Annotated in this window: 14 protein-coding genes; 10 read left to right on the top strand and 4 right to left on the bottom strand. The window is 44.8% G+C overall.

Going from position 1 to position 18,319, the window contains the following annotated elements; all coding sequences use genetic code 11:
* The first annotated feature begins 114 nt into the window (after positions 1-114).
* Positions 115-2,253, top strand: a complete 2,139-nt coding sequence (gene ppk1 / locus J2736_RS20330) for a polyphosphate kinase 1 (RefSeq protein ID WP_310500414.1) — start codon at positions 115-117, stop codon at positions 2,251-2,253.
* On the opposite strand, the gene J2736_RS20325 is transcribed toward ppk1, so the two are convergent.
* Positions 2,213-3,751, bottom strand: a complete 1,539-nt coding sequence (locus J2736_RS20325; protein WP_310500413.1) for a Ppx/GppA phosphatase family protein — start codon at positions 3,749-3,751, stop codon at positions 2,213-2,215. The genes ppk1 and J2736_RS20325 overlap by 41 nt on opposite strands.
* Before the next feature lie 300 nt (positions 3,752-4,051).
* Between J2736_RS20325 and citZ the strand changes: the two genes are divergently transcribed.
* The 4 genes from citZ (at position 4,052) to J2736_RS20305 (ending at position 8,261) form a co-directional block, all read left to right on the top strand.
* Positions 4,052-5,164 (top strand): citrate synthase, encoded by a 1,113-nt coding sequence (gene citZ, locus J2736_RS20320; RefSeq protein ID WP_310500412.1) that lies wholly within the window; start codon positions 4,052-4,054, stop codon positions 5,162-5,164.
* Between the two features lie 156 nt (positions 5,165-5,320).
* Entirely contained in the window at positions 5,321-6,619 is a 1,299-nt protein-coding gene (gene icd, locus J2736_RS20315; RefSeq protein ID WP_310500411.1) for an NADP-dependent isocitrate dehydrogenase, read from the top strand.
* 50 nt (positions 6,620-6,669) lie between these two features.
* A complete protein-coding gene (gene mdh, locus J2736_RS20310; RefSeq protein WP_310500410.1) occupies positions 6,670-7,611 on the top strand; it encodes a malate dehydrogenase in 942 nt (313 codons plus the stop codon).
* Between the two features lie 215 nt (positions 7,612-7,826).
* Entirely contained in the window at positions 7,827-8,261 is a 435-nt protein-coding gene (locus J2736_RS20305; protein WP_310500409.1) for a hypothetical protein, read from the top strand.
* A gap of 86 nt (positions 8,262-8,347) precedes the next feature.
* Here J2736_RS20305 and yfbR read toward each other — a convergent pair whose 3' ends face one another.
* Positions 8,348-8,944 carry a 5'-deoxynucleotidase gene (gene yfbR, locus J2736_RS20300; RefSeq protein ID WP_310500582.1) on the bottom strand — a complete coding sequence of 199 codons (597 nt, stop codon included), beginning with the start codon at positions 8,942-8,944 and terminating at the stop codon, positions 8,348-8,350.
* 190 nt (positions 8,945-9,134) lie between these two features.
* On the opposite strand from yfbR, the gene J2736_RS20295 reads away from it, so the two are divergent.
* The gene (locus tag J2736_RS20295) at positions 9,135-9,362 is read left to right on the top strand and encodes a hypothetical protein (protein ID WP_310500408.1); all 228 of its coding nucleotides are present in this window, start codon (positions 9,135-9,137) and stop codon (positions 9,360-9,362) included.
* A gap of 102 nt (positions 9,363-9,464) precedes the next feature.
* On the opposite strand, the gene J2736_RS20290 is transcribed toward J2736_RS20295, so the two are convergent.
* A complete protein-coding gene (locus J2736_RS20290; RefSeq protein ID WP_310500407.1) occupies positions 9,465-10,298 on the bottom strand; it encodes a helix-turn-helix transcriptional regulator in 834 nt (277 codons plus the stop codon).
* Positions 10,299-10,426: 128 nt separating this feature from the next.
* On the opposite strand from J2736_RS20290, the gene J2736_RS20285 reads away from it, so the two are divergent.
* The gene (locus J2736_RS20285) at positions 10,427-12,487 is read left to right on the top strand and encodes a beta-galactosidase (protein WP_310500406.1); all 2,061 of its coding nucleotides are present in this window, start codon (positions 10,427-10,429) and stop codon (positions 12,485-12,487) included.
* A 53-nt stretch (positions 12,488-12,540) separates the two neighbouring features.
* Here J2736_RS20285 and J2736_RS20280 read toward each other — a convergent pair whose 3' ends face one another.
* Positions 12,541-13,668, bottom strand: coding sequence for a GerAB/ArcD/ProY family transporter (locus tag J2736_RS20280; RefSeq protein WP_310500405.1), 1,128 nt, complete (start codon positions 13,666-13,668; stop codon positions 12,541-12,543).
* Between the two features lie 168 nt (positions 13,669-13,836).
* Between J2736_RS20280 and J2736_RS20275 the strand changes: the two genes are divergently transcribed.
* The 3 genes from J2736_RS20275 (at position 13,837) to J2736_RS20265 (ending at position 18,144) form a co-directional block, all read left to right on the top strand.
* A complete protein-coding gene (locus tag J2736_RS20275) occupies positions 13,837-15,441 on the top strand; it encodes a spore germination protein (protein ID WP_397341234.1) in 1,605 nt (534 codons plus the stop codon).
* Between the two features lie 6 nt (positions 15,442-15,447).
* Positions 15,448-16,647: a Ger(x)C family spore germination protein gene (locus tag J2736_RS20270; RefSeq protein WP_310500404.1), complete on the top strand. Its 1,200-nt coding sequence runs from the start codon at positions 15,448-15,450 to the stop codon at positions 16,645-16,647.
* 135 nt (positions 16,648-16,782) lie between these two features.
* A complete protein-coding gene (locus tag J2736_RS20265) occupies positions 16,783-18,144 on the top strand; it encodes a sulfatase-like hydrolase/transferase (RefSeq protein WP_310500403.1) in 1,362 nt (453 codons plus the stop codon).
* The last annotated feature ends 175 nt before the right edge of the window (positions 18,145-18,319 follow it).

Here is an 18,319-nt window from a genome sequence, read left to right as displayed (position 1 = left end):
TATTTACAAAATCTTAATATATTGAAATACAGGGAATTGGATTGTCGCCCCCTCAGACGCATAGTACAATGGAGAGAGTAGATGACTAAAAAAAGGGAAAATACTGGAGGAATTATGAGTATTGCGCGCGAACCGGAACTGAAGGATGTTAAGGAACTCAAAGAACTCAAAGAGATCTCAACCAAGTACATTAATCGTGATTTGAGCTGGATTGAGTTCAATTGGCGTGTGCTTGAGGAAGCGCAAGATGCGAGTACGCCACTACTAGAGCGTGTGAAATTTCTGTCGATCGTATCAAGCAACCTCGATGAATTCATGAGTGTTCGTGTCGCAGGACTTAAGGATCAAATTAAGGCTGGCTATACCAAAAAAGATTTCACTGGCTATACGCCAGCAGGACTCATTAAGCGCATTATGAAACGCACGGCCAAAATGGTAACAGAGCAGTACAAAACGTACCGTGAAGTAACGCGGCTATTAGGAAAAGAAGGCATCGTTTTTACGGAGTATGAAGATTTGAACACGTCTCAGAAGAAGGCCATGGACGCCTACTATCATGATATTATTTTCCCGGTACTGACACCGATGGCTGTCGATCAGAGTCGCCCGTTTCCTCTTGTCCATAATCAATCCTTATATTTGGCCGTGTTGCTTGTACGTGAGGGCGATGATTTGGATGAAGAACCTTTCTTTGCTATTGTTCAAATTCCTAGTAATTTATCCCGCTGCATCCCCGTACCTGCACGTTCGAATAGCAAAAAGACCGAGTTTATTCTACTGGAAGAGCTAATCGAGCATCATATTCAGTCTCTTTTCAGTGGTTACATACCTATTTCTGTGCATGGCTTCCGAGTGACGCGAAATGCGGATCTAACGCTTAATGAAGAAGGAGCGGAGGATTTACTCGAGGAGATCGAAAAGGAGCTAAGGCGCAGACGCTGGGGCTCTCCTGTGAGGTTGGAGGTCCAAGAAGGGATTCATCCCTATGCTTTAGCGCAATTGCAGGATGAGTTTGAGATTGAGGAACAAATATTTGAGATTGATGGGCCGCTAGATATTACCTATTTTATGAAGTTAGCCAACTCATTGAATGGATTTGATAATCTTCGCTATCCGCGCATTGCGGCTAAGTATCCCATTGAATTTGAAGATACAGCGAATTCCGATGAATTCTTCGAGATTCTCAAGGCAAAAGATGTGCTCGTGTATCATCCGTTCGAAACGTTCGATGCTGTGACGGACTTTATCATTCATGCGGCTTATGACCCACACGTACTTGCGATCAAGATGACACTCTACAGAGCGAGTGGTAAATCGCCAATTATTCAAGCCTTAGCAAGAGCAGCAGAGTCAGGTAAGCAAGTGACGGTGGTCGTTGAGCTGAAAGCTAGGTTTGATGAAGAACGGAATATTGCATGGGCAAGAATGCTCGAGAAATCAGGTTGTCACGTCGTATACGGCCTCGTGGGACTCAAAACACATGCCAAAATTACACTCGTCGTGCGGCAAGAAGAACATACACTTCGCCGATATGTCCATGTCGGTACAGGTAACTATAATGATAGTACAGCACGGCTATATACGGATGTTGGTTTGTTCACCTCCAATAGTGTTATTGGTGAAGACGCTTCTGCCCTTTTTAACGAAATTACAGGTTACTCGGATCCACATGATTGGCAATCTTTTGCGGTAGCTCCAACGGATTTGAAAGATAAGTTGTTTGAACTCATCGCGCGTGAATCTGAACATGCGCAAGCTGGCCGTCCTGCAAAGATTATTGCCAAAATGAATTCACTGTCCAATCAAGAAATGGTGGATGCGTTATACGCGGCGTCTCAAGCTGGTGTGAAGATTGAACTTATCATTCGCGGTGTGTGCTGCTTGCGGCCGGGAGTGCCAGGGCTCAGTGAGAATATTACTGTTCGGAGTATTGTAGATCGTTTTCTTGAGCATTCAAGGATCTATTATTTCGAAAATGGGGGACGTGTCGACGTCTATCTGTCTTCTGCAGATTGGATGACGCGGAATTTAACGCGGCGGATTGAGTTGATGTGTCCCGTATTGGATCGTGAAATGAAGAAAATGATGATTCAGATTTTGAATGTGACACTTCATGATAATGTGAAGGCAAGAGAGCTCATGTCGAATGGGATGTACACACGCATCAAAAATGAACTGACCCCTTATCGGAGCCAGTTCGAGGCCATGCGGATTACTTCATGGAAGAAACTTCGACTTGAGCCGCAAGCTTGAGTCCCCAGATTTTATCAAAATCCTTCGTAAATGCATGAAACTCCTTAAGCTCCAAATAAGGGTTGTGCACACAACGCATATGAAGATTCATCGCGTTACCCTTACGAAGGATAGTCAGTTCTTGAATTGGCTGAGTTTCACTCATATCCAAGGCCATTGCAAGCTTTAGAATCGCACCGAGCTTGACGATTAAGGTAATATCGGATTCCAGTAACAGGTCCTTGTATACAAGTGCCTGCTGCTGGGTCCGATTTTTTGTTTTGAAGGTGGCGATCAGCGATGCAAGGACGATCTCCCGATGGCTTAGACCGTCAATATGGGCTTCCTGAATCATATATTCCGTATGCTTGAGGTACTGGTAGAAATGCACACTGACACCAATGCGGTATAGTAGCGCTGCTGTGTGCAGTAACAGCCTGCTGCGTGATTCCAACTCTGTAGGTGGTGAAAGCGCGTCGTACATCTGTAATGCAAAAGCATCGATATGCCGGACATGTGTGACGGAGGCATTCGGATGAAGCATGAGGATGTTATGGAGGCTCGCTTCTAACACGTCAGCCTTCATCGGTTGCTCCGGATGAAAAGTTTCCCAAAAAAGCCCGTCACGAAGTCCAGATCCGCTAACAAGACAAGAAGAGGATTTGGCTGCTTCGCAGATCGTCTCGAGGATAATCAGACCAGGTACCATAATGTCAGCTCGCTCTTTGGCGAGACCGTCAATTTTCTTCCTTTTTTCAATAGGCAATGAGGATAAAAGAACTGAAAATTCCCGAAGCTCTTCCAGCTTCATGACATAATTATGAGCGAGCTGGAGAGGGTATTTATTGCGCTTACGACTCATTTTACCTAGGGTGCGAATCGTTCCTCCTAGCCCAACCATCGGAAGATTTGAAGACTGGGCTATCCATGGCTGAGAAGCAATTGCTTCAAGGACCATTTGGCGAATGTTGTTGATTTCGGATTCCGTTATGTTAGCGCCTTTCATATATTGGCGAGTCGTATTCACAGCGCCGAAAGGAAAGGAGACGCTTTGGACTAACTCTCTATCCTTTAGTAACGAGACTTCTGTGCTGCCTCCGCCGATATCAATAATCATGCCATCGCGAATATCCATGGCATTGACGACACCTAAATAACCAAATCGAGCCTCTTCAAATCCGCTCAATACTTCAATGCGAAGTCCAGTTTGTTCCTCAAGAATTCGCACGATATCAGCCGTGTTAGCAGCGTTTCGAACTGCTGCAGTTGCAACTGCTCGCACAATTGTAACAAATTGAGACTGGCATAACCTGGCATAGTGGGTTAAGATAGGAACGATTGATATAATATCTTTGTTATGTAAAATGTCATCTTGACCCATACGTTCACTAAGTCTTGCGGAATCTTTATGCTCACTTACGACGCGATAAGCGCCATGGGCATTAATTTCATATATGACAAGTCGGATGGAGTTGGAACCAATATCGATGATGCCAATCCTAGTTGCATGGTTGCTCATTATGTCGCTCCTTTCAACTCATTTCACGGATTCATTAGTTACATTGTATCAATCTCGTACTTGCTCTACAAATTTTTCCGCGTTCACTGAATAATTCGGTGAAATTAACAAAAACTTGTATCGTGTGTTTGGAACCAGTTGCACGAATCATGGTGTGAAAGTTTTCGCCAAAAAGAAATCTTATGATAGTGATAATGAACTTCTATGACCCCTTTTGTTCACTTACCAAGTAAAATACTTTATTATTAAAAGAAGAAAACAGCAATATTATGCTAATAGAGTAGCTAAGGAGAGATTCCCATGTCTGCAACCAAAGGTTTAGAAGGAATTGTAGCCACAACCTCGTCGATCAGCTCCATTGTAGATGGTGTGCTTACGTATCGCGGGATTGATATTGATGACCTCGCAGAAAATGCGACTTTTGAAGAAGTAATTTACTTACTTTGGTTCGGCAAATTGCCTACTCAAGCAGAGCTTGAGAAATTGCAAAGTGACCTGAACTCATACAGCAAAGTACCAGATGCGGTAATTGACCTCATTCGTACATTCCCGAAAGATGTAAATTCCATGGCGGCGCTTCGTACAGCGGTTTCTGCACTTGCCCTGTATGATGCAGAGGCAAATGATGCTAGCATGGAATCCAATGTGCGCAAAGCGATCAAGTTGCAAGCACAAATTCCAAGCATTATCGCAGCTTTCGCACGCATTCGCGAAGGTAAAGAGCCAGTAGCTTCCCCAGGATATGCTTCTGTAGCTGCTAACTTCTTGTTCCAACTGACTGGCAAAGAGCCAGATAAAGTTGCGATTGAAGCTTTAGATAAAGCATTAGTACTTCATGCTGACCACGAATTGAATGCATCAACTTTCGCGGCGCGTGTTACGGTAGCAACATTGACTGACATCTATTCCGGTATTACTTCCGCTATCGGTACGCTTAAAGGACCTCTTCACGGTGGTGCGAACGAAGCGGTTATGGTTATGCTTGAAGAGATCGGTACAGTTGAGAATGTTGTTCCTTACATTAACGGCAAATTAGAGCGCAAAGACAAAATCATGGGCTTCGGTCACCGCGTATACAAAAACGGCGATCCTCGTGCGAAGCACTTGCAAAAAATGTCCTATGAGCTTGGCAAATTGACTGGGAACTTGAAGTGGTACGAAATGTCCATTAAAGCAGACGAGTTGGTAACAGGTCTTAAAGGCTTGAAGCCAAACATTGACTTCTACTCGGCTTCCGTATACACAACATTGGAAATCCCGCGTGACTTGTTCACACCGATCTTCGCGATCAGCCGTACTTCCGGTTGGGCAGCTCACATTCTTGAGCAGTACGAGAACAACCGCTTGATCCGTCCTCGCGCAGAGTACACAGGTCCAGTTAACCAAAAATATATCCCAATTAGCCAACGCTAATTGTTCAAGCTATTTAAGCTCAAGGTGCGGGCGTTTCGTACTGAGCCCCAGTTCATCTGGGGGGAGTACTGTGACACCCGTCACTTTTTGTGTGCCTAGTTATGCACATCATATAAGAAGCAACCATTTAGACAAATTTGAGGAGGAACTATTATCATGCCACAATTCGAAACTTACGAACTTCCAACAGAAGGTCAAAAAATCACGATCGAAAACGGTGTACTTCAAGTCCCTAATAACCCAATTATCCCTTTCATCGAGGGTGACGGTACAGGTCCTGACATCTGGGCAGCTTCCGTACGCGTTCTAGATGCTGCAGTTGAGAAAGCATACAAAGGCGAGAAGAAAATCGCTTGGTACGAAGTATACGCTGGTGAGAAAGCTTTCAACAAATTCAACAGCTGGTTGCCAAATGATACATTAGAAGCTATGCGCGAATACATCGTGTCCATCAAAGGACCACTTACTACACCAATCGGTGGCGGTATCCGTTCCCTGAACGTGGCACTTCGTCAAGAGCTTGATCTTTACGTATGTTCCCGTCCAGTTCGTTACTTCAACGGTGTTCCATCCCCAGTTAAACGTCCTGAGCTAGTTGACATGGTTATTTTCCGTGAAAACACAGAAGATATCTACGCAGGTATCGAGTGGGAAGCTGGTTCCGAAGCAGTTAAGAAAGTAATCTCATTCTTGCAAAACGAAATGGGCGTTAACAAAATCCGTTTCCCAGAAACTTCAGGGATTGGTGTTAAACCAGTATCCTCCGAAGGTACAGAGCGTTTGGTTCGCGCTGCAATCGAGTACGCAATCAAACATGGCCGTAAAACATTAACATTGGTTCACAAAGGTAACATCATGAAGTTCACAGAAGGCGCGTTCAAAAACTGGGGTTATGAGTTGGCTGAGCGTGAATATGCTGATAAAACATTTACATGGGCACAATACGATCGTATCAAAGAAGCAGAAGGCGCTGAAGCTGCAAACAAAGCTCAAAAAGACGCTGAAGCTGCTGGCAAAATCATCGTAAAAGATGCGATTGCTGACATCGCTCTTCAACAAGTATTGACGCGTCCAACTGATTTCGACGTAATCGCGACATTGAACCTGAACGGTGACTACCTGTCTGATGCACTTGCTGCACAAGTTGGTGGTATCGGTATCGCTCCAGGAGCAAACATTAACTACTTGACTGGTCACGCGATCTTCGAAGCAACTCACGGTACAGCTCCTAAATATGCTGGTCTTGACGTTGTTAACCCAGGTTCCGTTATCCTTTCAGGCGTCATGTTGCTTGAGCACCTTGGTTGGTTGGAAGCTGCTGAACTGATCTACAAAGGTTTGGAAACATCCATCAACAACAAAACCGTTACTTATGACTTCGCACGTTTGATGGAAGGCGCTAAAGAAATTAAGTGCTCCGAGTTCGCGAACGAAATCATCAAAAACATGGCTTAATTTTTACCTATCGTTGAGTTAGACAAAAGTTATGAGGAGGTATATTTTAAATGGCTATTCGTCGTAATAAAATTACCGTTGTTGGCGCGGGTTTCACAGGTGCTACTACTGCTCTAATGCTAGCTCAAAAAGAACTTGGTGATGTTGTATTACTCGATATACCGCAATTAGAAAACCCTACAAAGGGCAAAGCACTTGATATGCTGGAAGCAGGTCCTGTGCAAGGCTATGATGCTCAAATCACGGGTACATCCAGCTACTCGGATGCAGCCGGTTCCGACATTGTCATCATCACAGCAGGTATCGCTCGCAAGCCTGGGATGAGCCGCGACGATCTCGTTAACACCAATGCGGGTATCGTGAAATCCGTATGTGAGAACGTGAAAGAAGTGGCTCCAGATGCGATCGTAATCATCTTGAGTAATCCTGTAGATGCGATGACGTATGTCGCTTATCAAGCACTTGGTTTCCCGAAAAATCGTGTTATTGGTCAATCCGGAGTTCTAGATACAGCCCGTTACTTAACGTTTATCTCGCAAGAGTTGAACGTGTCCGTTGAGGATGTAAAAGGGGTTGTTATCGGCGGACATGGCGATGACATGGTACCACTCGTACGATACACCTACGCAGGCGGTGTGCCCATCGAGAAGCTGATTCCAGCTGATCGCATTGAGGCCATCGTGCAACGGACTCGTACTGGCGGCGGCGAAATCGTTAACTTGCTTGGTAACGGTAGTGCATACTACGCACCAGCTGCTTCCCTTGTGCAGATGACCGAAGCTATTCTTAAAGACAAGAAACGGATCATCCCGACAATCGCACTTCTCGAGGGCGAGTATGGGTATGATAACCTGTTCATGGGTGTTCTGACGGTACTTGGCGCTAACGGCATCGAGAAAATCATGGACATCGAATTGACAGAAGCTGAGAAATCAGCTTTGGACAAAACAGCGGAATCCGTACGTAATGTCATTAAAGTTGTTTCGGGTTAATCAAGATAATAAGCAATGGCCAGCTTCCTAAGTTATAGGAGGTTGGTCTTTTTTATGTTGCGATGCGCGTGCTGGTGTTTTCTGCGTATTTAGTCACATTTTTATGGAGATATGGTGAAATTACGGAATATATGACATCGCTTTCTTGTTACGTTCATGCCGATTCTGTATACTAAAAGAGAACGATTCTAATTAAAATTGCGGAGGTCGACTCAATGTACCAGGTTATGATTTTTTTACATGTAATTAGTGCTTTAATGCTGGGCTCTTATGTTGTTTTCCCTTTCATTGTGGGACGAGCTGCAAGCTTATCTGGAGCAGGACAAGAAAGCTTCATGGGGTTGCTATCTACGATGAATCGTGTTGGTCAATTCTCATTGATTGTTACTTTCCTTTCCGGTGGAGCGATGGTAAGCCAAATCGATCCTATGCCGTCTGCCTTGTGGATGGCGGTAGCTGTTATTCTTCTAGTGATTGTTGGGGCTGTAACAGGAATGATCGGTGGTCGCATCAAAAAGTTAAAAGCGAACAGTGCAGCAGGGAAAAGTACGGCAACGGATGCTGCTAAAATCAAAACATTCAGCTGGATCGCTTCTATTTCAGTTATCCTAGCTATTCTAGTTATGACAAATCCTCAAATTTTGGGATAGTCGATACATGTACACAAACAAAGAACCTCTTACAACGCATGGATTATGCGGGATAAGAGGTTCTTTTGTGTGAAAGATCCGAAATCCTAGCTCGGATCCGCGATATCTAACGTAATCTCGTCTAATGTTTTCTCGAAAGATGCGCTCATATGCTCCAAGAAGTAATCGACTTCCGGCATGTTCATCTTCTTCAGACTGTCGAGCACTTGCTGCTTGGCGACGACGAATTCTCGATTACCGGTAGAGAGCTCAGTTAGACATTTGATGTAGGCTTCGATCAAATCAGCGGCTTTGACCCAGCGGTAGAGCTCAGGGTCGGGATCTTGAATGAGGCCGCGGTAGATGTTGCTAAGCGCAGGTGGAATCGTGCTGATTAAACGTTCTACAGCTACGTCCTCGATCTCGCGGAAATTCCGCAGAATTTGCTCATTGTTGTGTTTGACAGGCTGAGGGATATCACCTGTCAGCACCTCAGAGGCATCGTGGAACAAGGCGATGGAGACAACGCGGTCCGTGGGTACATTGCCACCATAGACTTCGTTGGAGATTGTGCACAGCATATGAGCAATAGAAGCTACGTAGAAGGAATGCTCGGCTACGTTCTCGCGGCGCATGTTCCACATGAGGCTCCAGCGGTCGATATATTTGAGACGATATAGATAGGCAAAAAAGTGATGATTCATCATAAATTCCTCCTGGAAACGGAGCGCATGCATTCCGCAATTTAATGTACCCTAACAGGTATAACACTTCGCCTATTTGAAGTCAACATGGCTGGCACCGTGCCAACAATTTTGTAGGGAAAGGTGTAGAAACGAAATTTTAGGTTAGGTTAATGGTAACACGAACATTTACAGCGAAGGGGGAGGAATAATGAAAATTGTCGGTATATTTGTTATTGTACTGGTATTTAATATCGTATTCGTCATTGAGATGGATATCCTCCTCGGCTTTAGCTTGTATCACTCCCTTGATAATATGATGAATCATTTTCGCGCAATGTCAGCACCGGAACATGTTCTTTTGATCTTTATGTTTGTGTTCTTACTGATAGCGCCAATCAAGCTGATGCTGAATAAAACGAGTAAACAAGAAAAATAATTAGAAGATATTTATAACACAACAATAAAGGAGCGTCATAATCGGATGATTATGACGCTCTTTGTCATCTCTTTTTGAATCACCATTCGTCACCGTAAATGATCATTTTTTGATAAATTGTTTGGGGGTCTGGCCATAGGTTCGTTTGAAGATACGAATGAAATAGCTGGTCTCCATGCCCATTTGCTGTGCTACTTTTTCAATGGAGATGCCAGGGTGATCCTGCAGGAGCTGGATCGAGCGGCGCATGCGAATTTGTTGAATATATTGCTGCGGCGTAACGCCATAGCTGCTGATGAATAGTCGGTTAAAATGCTGAATGGAGTAACCGACTGTTCTCGCCAAGTTAGCGAGCAGCAAGCGCTCGTTATAGTGGTCGTGGATTAGCTTGATCGCTTCTTGGAGAGCGATATTAGGTTGCCCTGCTGCATGGACACGTTGCTTCAGCTCAGGGCTAGTTTGGCTTTCAAGGATATGTAAGAGCATATCGTACATCCGCCGGGACGCTTCCCAGTAGCTATTTTCGCCATTTAAGCTGAGCAGATGCCACAAGGACTCAAGCTTATGCCATAGCTCATGAAACAGGGTCTCGTTGAGTTGCGTGGGTATCTGGCTGCCAAGATGGTCTACAAATGTAGGGGCTGATGTGCCGTTGAAAGCCACGAAACCTAGCTCCCATACGTCTTCCCCTGGTGCTGGGAAATACTCGTGGGGCACGTTGGCAGGAAGAATGAGCATGGTACCGGGACTCATTTCCATTTCACGTGTGCCAGAAATCTGGAAAATGCCTTTGCCGCTGCGACATAGGAAGAGCTGATGAGCAGGATAGCCATTAGGTCGCAAAAGCTGCTTCTGTTCATGGCTGCCAACACAATACACATAAAGGGGGACTAAGTTATCAAGCGTTGCTAGTTCAGCAATTAGAAATGGCATCATGTTGACTTCACCACCATGTTCATATTGTACGATTTTTGATATCTTCTGTTCTACTAGTATAGTAACTATTTCCCCTATAATCAAAATAAATAATGAAGTCATAGCGATATGAAATAGGAGTGATTTGGATGTCTCGTAAGATTCCACCGATAAGTTCGAAACTGCCGGTCTTGATGCACGGTGCTGATTATAATCCCGACCAATGGCTGCACGATCCGCGAATTTTGGAAGAGGACATCCGATTAATGAAGCTTGCTAATTGCAATGTGATGGCGATTGGAATTTTTGCCTGGGCGGCTTTAGAGCCAACAGAGGGAACCTTCACATTTGAATGGATGGACAGGCTACTGGATACATTTGCAGAGAATGGCATTTATGCATGGCTAGCAACGCCGAGTGGAGCAAGGCCAGCCTGGATGTCTGAGAAGTATCCAGAAGTGAGAAGAGTTGAAGCGAATCGCGTACGCAATTTGCATGGCCTCAGGCACAATCATTGCTACACAAGCCCTGTGTACAGAGAGAAGACAGCGATCATGAATTCGAAGCTGGCTCAACGCTATGGGGGGCATCCAGCAGTTATCGGCTGGCACATTTCCAATGAGTTTGGTGGGGATTGCCATTGTGAGTATTGTCAGAATGCCTTCCGAGATTGGCTGGAAAAGAAATACGGAACGCTCGAAGTACTTAACGCAAAATGGTGGACGTCATTCTGGGCGCATACGTACACGGACTGGAATCAGGTCGAATCTCCGGCACCGCATGGCGAGAGCATGGTACACGCTCATAATTTGGATTGGCGTCGATTCGTTACAGATCAAACCGTCGACTTCTGCAAGCATGAAATTGATGCCATTCGGGGAGCAAATTCCGACCTGCCGGTAACGACCAACATGCACTTAATTGAAGGCTTGGATTACCGTAAGTTTGCCGATATTTTGGACGTCATTTCCTGGGATGCTTACCCTACTTGGCATGAACACCAGGATGACAGTGAGCTGGCAGCTACAGTTGCATTCTATCACGACCTGTTCCGTTCATTGAAACAAAAGCCTTTTCTGCTCATGGAATGCACGCCAAGCTTGACGAACTGGCAGCCGGTCAGCAAGCTGAAACAACCAGGCATGCACAGGCTTTCCTCACTTCAAGCTGTAGCGCATGGCTCAGATTCTGTGCAATATTTTCAATGGCGTAAAAGTCGAGGCTCCAGCGAGAAATTCCATGGTGCCGTCGTTGACCATGTTGGGCATGAACATACACGCGTATTTAAAGATGTAGCAGAGCTAGGGCAAACTTTATCTGATATCTCAAAAATTGTCGGGACGACGACGCGAGCTGAGACAGCGATTCTATTCGATTGGGATAATCGGTGGGCGATCAAAGATGCGCAAGGTCCACGCAATATGGGCATTCATTATGAACGAACCGTGCTTGCACATCACCGAGCGTTTTGGGAGGAAGGCGTAGCCGTAGATGTCATTGGTTCTGAGGACGAACTATCCCCCTACAAGCTTATTATTGCGCCTATGTTATACCTATGCCGGGAAGAAACGGGGAGAAAGCTCGAACAATTCGTCGCTGAGGGTGGGACGCTGGTCACAACATATTGGTCAGGCGTTGTTGACGAACACGACCTATGCCATCTAGGCGGCTTTCCCGGTCCGCTCCGTAAAACGCTAGGTATTTGGGCTGAGGAGATTGAAGGTCTATATGATCACGATCGGAATGGGGTAGCCCTGTCACCTGCCAATCCTCTCGAATTGACGGGGACTTTCGAGTCACATGAGATTTGCGAAATGATTCACACGGAGGGAGCAGAGGTTCTAGGTGTGTATACGGATAGCTTCTATGCAGGCCAGCCGGCGCTCACAGTGAATCGATTCGGCGATGGTCAAGCATATCATATGGCGACGCGGATGAAGTCGGATTTTCTACAGGCTTTTTACAGTAAACTCATCAAACAAACTGGCGTTGCTCGTGCCATAGACACGGATCTCCCACAAGGAGTCACTGCTCAGGTGCGGACAGACGGTGTGACTGATTATCTGTTTATTATGAATTTTAGCGGGAAAATGACGCAAGTTTCTCTGGACGATCAATGTTATACACATCTGGATTCCAATGAGTTCTTGAAAGGGGTTATTGAACTTCCCGTTAACGGGATAGAGCTGGTTAAACGTTCGGCCAACTGACCGTGTATTGGACGGAAAGTAACATACAGCCATTTGTAACTGTATGTTCTTTCTTATTCCTTTTGATCATGTTCTTGTCGGGCACCACGTCCGATGTGTTTACGAAATAGCGCAATAAGTAGGATCAGTAAGGGAATCCCCGTCTGGATGGGAAGTTGGATATAGCGAGGCAATACATTCAAACCTTCATCGAGGTGCTCGACGAAGTTCGAGGACATGAGAATGGAAGATAGCAGGATGACGATTCCAATGGGCAGGGCTAGTTTTCGGTAGTTATTCACTTGAAATATATCAGAAGCTGCAATAATGGCAGCAAGAAAAAAAGTGCCTACTTTGAAAAAGCTAGTGATCACGAAAATAATGACAACAAGTGAATCTAAGCGCTGTAAAAATTCGCCGATATTGATTTCGCCCATGGTCTCAATTAAGGGGAATACAGCGTTTTGCGTATGGTAGACACCGAGAACAGCCACATTGAGAAGGGTCGTTAGACTTAAGATCAGGCCAGAAAGTAAGATACTAATGACACCGACTTTTGCAGCGGCTTGGGAGTTATTCAAGAACGGTAAAAACATCGTAAACGTGACCATTTCAGCAAAGGGAAACGTATATACGAGAGGAAATGCGGCATGGAAAATGGGTTTCCATCCATTATCGATTATGGGCTTCAGGTTATTCACCTCCATTTGCCTAGAAATGATAAGGAGGAGAACACCAAAGATAAAAACGACAATAAATAAACTGAAAAAGATCTCAACGGATCGAACATACACTTCAATACCTCTAGTTAAACCATAGATTAGTGCAAGAATCATGATGCCATTAAGGATGGAAATGGGGGTTTCATTATAGGAAATCGTCGAGGTAAGCGCACCGAAATCCATTAAGTTTCTACCGGATACATAAGTAAAGTAAACAAGATAGAAGAAACTAAGGAGCCAACCCACATATTTACCAAAAACGAGTTGCGTATATTTGGTAAAGGAGTGATTCGGATATAAGCGAAATAGGGGGACATAGATGAACAGATAAGTAGCAACCCCAGCTAACATCGCTAGTAGAATAACGATCCAGGCAGATTGTTTGGCTTCCATACCGATGTTAATGATAATGGCGTTGCCTATTTCAAACATCATCATCCATGCAAACATTTGTCCGCTATTGATTTTCTCTTTTATCATCGAAGTCCCCTATCTTGTTGTTAAGGTATCTTCTTTCAATTATTACCCATATCGCGAATTGTAAAAGCTGTTTTAGAAATAAAGTCATGGGAAGAGTAGGGCCCAAATCACAAATAATATTGGAGATTATGGGAAATATTAAAAAAAATGATCTGAGAGGATTACATGATGGATCTCTTTAAGAAATTAACCAAAAGAAGTTCTAATCATAGTTCGCTCCAGCCACACAGTTCAGGTATGGAAGCATCACTCGACCTACTGTATACGGATCTGCAGGATAATGTACAAGAGATAAAGACAAAGCTTGGCAACAGCTCAGACCTTGTAGCTAGGGAGTTCATCCTAGGTACGGAAGGAGCACTTAAGGCTTGTATTTTCTATACAGATGGACTTTCCAATGCCATTTCAGTACAAAATTTTATCCGGGATTCACTATTACCTGAAGTGCACTTTGAATCGACCGCAACAGCGGACACCGAGAATTCGGTTATGCAGCAATTAAAAAATCGTATCCTAGCTGTTGGAGAAGTTCATGACGTCATTGATTTCAAATCCCTCTACACCTCTTTATTATCTGGGGATGTCATTCTCTTGTTGGACGGACACACACAGGGCATTGTCATTGGTCTGCGTGGCTGGAATGAACGTGGTGTTACGGAACCCTCCAATGAAACGGTTATGCGCGGGCCAAAGGAAGGATTTTCTGAAAATATTAGAACGAATACGGCCTTAATTCGCCGAAAGATAAAAGATCCTAATCTCTGGATGGAATCTAGAAAAATAGGAAGAGTCACGCAAACCGATGTTGCGATTATGTACTTGAAAGGAATTGCTGATGATTCCATTGTAGAAGAAGTCCGTAGTCGGCTAGATCGAATCGATATTGATGGGATATTGGAAAGCGGTTATATCGAGGATATGATCGAGGATAAAACGTATACGCCATTCCCAACCGTGTACAACACCGAACGGCCGGATGTTATTGCTGGCGAGCTGTTAGAAGGGAAAGTAGCCATACTCGTCGACGGAACACCGGTGGTGCTCGTCGTGCCCGCATTACTTGTCTCCTTCTTACAGGCCGCAGAGGATTACTATCAGCGCTGGGATATCTCTACCCTTATTCGCATCTTACGTTATAGCTCATTTTGTATTGCTTTATTAGGTCCATCTTTGTTCATTGCCGTTACGACCTTTCACCAGGAAATGCTGCCAACGTTACTCCTCATTAGTTTGGCTGCGCAGCGAGAGGGAGTTCCCTTTCCTGCTTTTATAGAAGCATTGATTATGGAAGTGACCTTTGAAATATTACGTGAGGGCGGTTTGCGCATGCCCAAATCGATTGTGACCGCCATTAGTATTGTCGGAACATTGGTTATGGGTACCGCTGCTGTGGATGCCGGATTCGTATCAGCGGCCATGGTTATCGTTGTTTCTATCACGGCAATTGCAAGCTTTGCTGTGCCTGCTTTCACTATTTCTGTATCCGTTCGTATGCTTCGATTTCCGATGATGGCACTTGCCGCCTCATTTGGCTTGTACGGTATTATCATTGGGGTAATTATTTTGGTACATCATTTGGGTAGTTTACGATCATTTGGCGTCCCTTATCTCAGCCCTTTTGCTCCCTTTCAGTTAAAGGATAACAAGGATACCATTATACGGGTACCTTGGTGGGGGATGGTTTCCCGGCCTCGGATACTGAACAAGCATAACATGATTCGTGAACAGACGGATTCGCCATCTCCACCTACAAGGAATCCAGAGGGAGGTTAGCCTATTGTGAGAAAGCGAGTTCTTGCTCTCTTGTTTATGGGGATCGTTATTGTTCTAACCGGTTGTTGGAATCGTAACGAGTTAACTGATTTGGCATTTGTGGTAGGAATGGCCATTGATAACAGTGATGATCAGATTGAAGTATCTATTCAAGTAGTTGAACCACAACAAATTAATGCCAAGGGGGGATCAACTCGCATTCCTGCCATCATGTATAAAAGTAAAGCAGATACGTTAGCTGAAGCTCTAAGAAAAATGATGACGGTTTGTCCTAGAAAACCTTATGTTTCGCATCTGCGTGTTCTAGCCATTGGGGAATCACTAGCTCGGGTAGGCATTGCGGACACTTTAGATTATATCTCCCGTGATCACGAATTTAGAAATGATTTCTCCATTATTATTGCAAAAGGAGGAAAAGGAGCAGATGTCCTGTCAATCTTGACGGCACTAGAACCCATTCCATCCAACAGTCTATTTGACACTTTACGCGTATCGTCTAGAGAGTGGGCGCCTACGACGACAATCACACTAGACGAACTCATTACTGACTTGGTCAGCCAAGGCAAAAATCCAGTGTTATCTGGCATTGAAAGAACAGGTGATCTCAAGGTGGGCAGATCACTGGATAATTTGGAATCAACCACGCCAAATGGCAATGTACGCTTAGTAGGGTTGGCGGTATTTCAAAAAGATAAGCTGGTCGGCTGGTTAGATGAAGCAGATAGCAAAGGTTACAATTATATTGAGGGTAATGTGAAACGAACGATTGGCAATGTGACGTGCGCGGATGGCGGACAGATCTCATTCGAAGTGTTAAATACAAAGTCAAATATGAAAGGTGTCATCAAGAACGGGGAGCCTCAAATCGATATTCGGCTGCTGGTTGAACAAAACGTGGCAGAGGTCAAATGTCAAGTTGACTTGATGAAGTTAGAAACGATTGAAGGTCTTCAAGAAAGATCCAATAAGCAGTTAAAAGAGCTTATCCAACATACCATTCATGAAGTTCAAGCGAAATATCAATCTGATATTTTCGGGTTTGGTGAAGTGATTCATCGTAACGATCCGAAGGGTTGGCAACAAATAAAGGATAACTGGCAGGAGTTGTTTACAAAGTTATCTGTGAATGTTGAAGTCGAAACGAAGACGCGACTCACAGGCACAACATCAAATTCTCTTGTTGAAGAGTTGAAAAAGAAGAAGTAGCCGAATCGAAGAGGTATGTATACCGACGAAGGGGTGAAGGGGCAACGGAGTCCTTCATCCTAAAAAATGATAACAACATATTAATAGGAATATATGTAAGGGTTTACAAAAAAACAGAATCGTGAGGTGCTCTCTATGAAGACAACGAAAAAACCAAATGTGATCGTATTTTTTACGGATCAACAGCGCTTTGATACAACAGGTGTTCATGGTAATCCCCTTGAACTGACTCCTAACTTCGACCGCATGGCGATGGAGGGAACGCATGTTTATAATTCGTTCACGTGCCAACCCGTATGCGGACCTGCTAGATCTTCCCTGCAGACAGGAAAATATGCGACTGAAACAGGCTGCTACGTGAATGGCATTCCGCTCCAGCAAGAGGAGCAAACACTTGCCCACTACTTTAATGACGCTGGCTATCATACCGGATATATCGGTAAGTGGCACTTAGCTGGCCAAGAGCCGGTGCCGCAGGATCAACGAGGCGGTTATCAATATTGGCTAGGCTCCAATGTTCTTGAATACTCTTCGGATGCGTACGATACAGTCATGTATGACAATGAGAATAAGCCGGTGAAGCTTCCAGGTTATCGGGTGGACGCTCAGACTGATGCAGCGATCCGATACATTGATCAACATAAAGAGGATCCATTTTACTTATTCCTATCCTATCTCGAGCCGCATCATCAAAATCATTCGGATAACTATCCAGCTCCGCGCGGATACGAAGGCCGATACAGTGGCAGCCAATTCATCCCTGGGGATCTTGCAACGTTGGGTGGTACAGCACATGCTCATCTTGGCGGTTATTACGGGATGGTCAAACGCTTAGATGAGGCTCTAGGACGTTTGTTCGATTGCTTAATTAGCCTGGACTTGGAAGAAGATACGATTATCATGTTCACTTCTGACCATGGCTGCCACTTTAAGACGAGAAACAATGAGTACAAGCGCTCCTGTCATGATAGCTCCATTCGGGTGCCAACGGCATTCACGGGAGGCTGTTTCAAATCTGGGGGGCGTTTGCAAGAGATGATCTCCTTAGTGGATCTTCCACCAACTCTACTGGATGCAGCAGGTATTCCGGTTCCAGCTTCCATGCAGGGCCGCTCCATTCTTCCGCTGCTGCGTGGTGAAAGAGAGGATTGGCCAGAGGAGATACTTGTACAAATCAGCGAGTCACAAGTTGGCCGAGCTATTCGTACACACCGCTGGAAATACAGCATAAGTGCGCTGAATCTGAATCCTTATCACGATGCAGGGGCAGATACGTATGTCGAGGAATTTCTCTATGATTTGCAATCCGATCCCCATGAGTTAAACAATCTGATCGGGGTCGTTTCCTTTGATAACGTTGCCTCGGATTTACGCACGCGCTTGATTCGTCGCATGCAAGAAGCGGGAGAAGCCGCTCCAACGATACAACCAGCGGAAGTAAAGACTAACTCGGGTGCCAGAAGGGTGTCAGTCAGCGAGCTCCGCAAGAAGCTGTAGGTAAATCATGATGTGCTAGGTAAAACGATACAGTCATTATTCATTTTTATTATAGGAAGAACAGGAATAGCAGAGCGCCAGACTAACACAACACCTTCGTGTTTGGTCTGGCTTTTTTTCTTGGAGCTCGCATGCGAATAGATAAAGGGATTTATGAATGAAAGTAGAAATGTAA

It is taken from the genome of Paenibacillus qinlingensis (assembly GCF_031455095.1).
GTDB classification, from domain to species: domain Bacteria; phylum Bacillota; class Bacilli; order Paenibacillales; family NBRC-103111; genus Paenibacillus_E; species Paenibacillus_E qinlingensis_A.
Note: the sequence above shows the minus strand (reverse complement) of the source record. Positions and strands in the feature narration are given on the sequence as shown.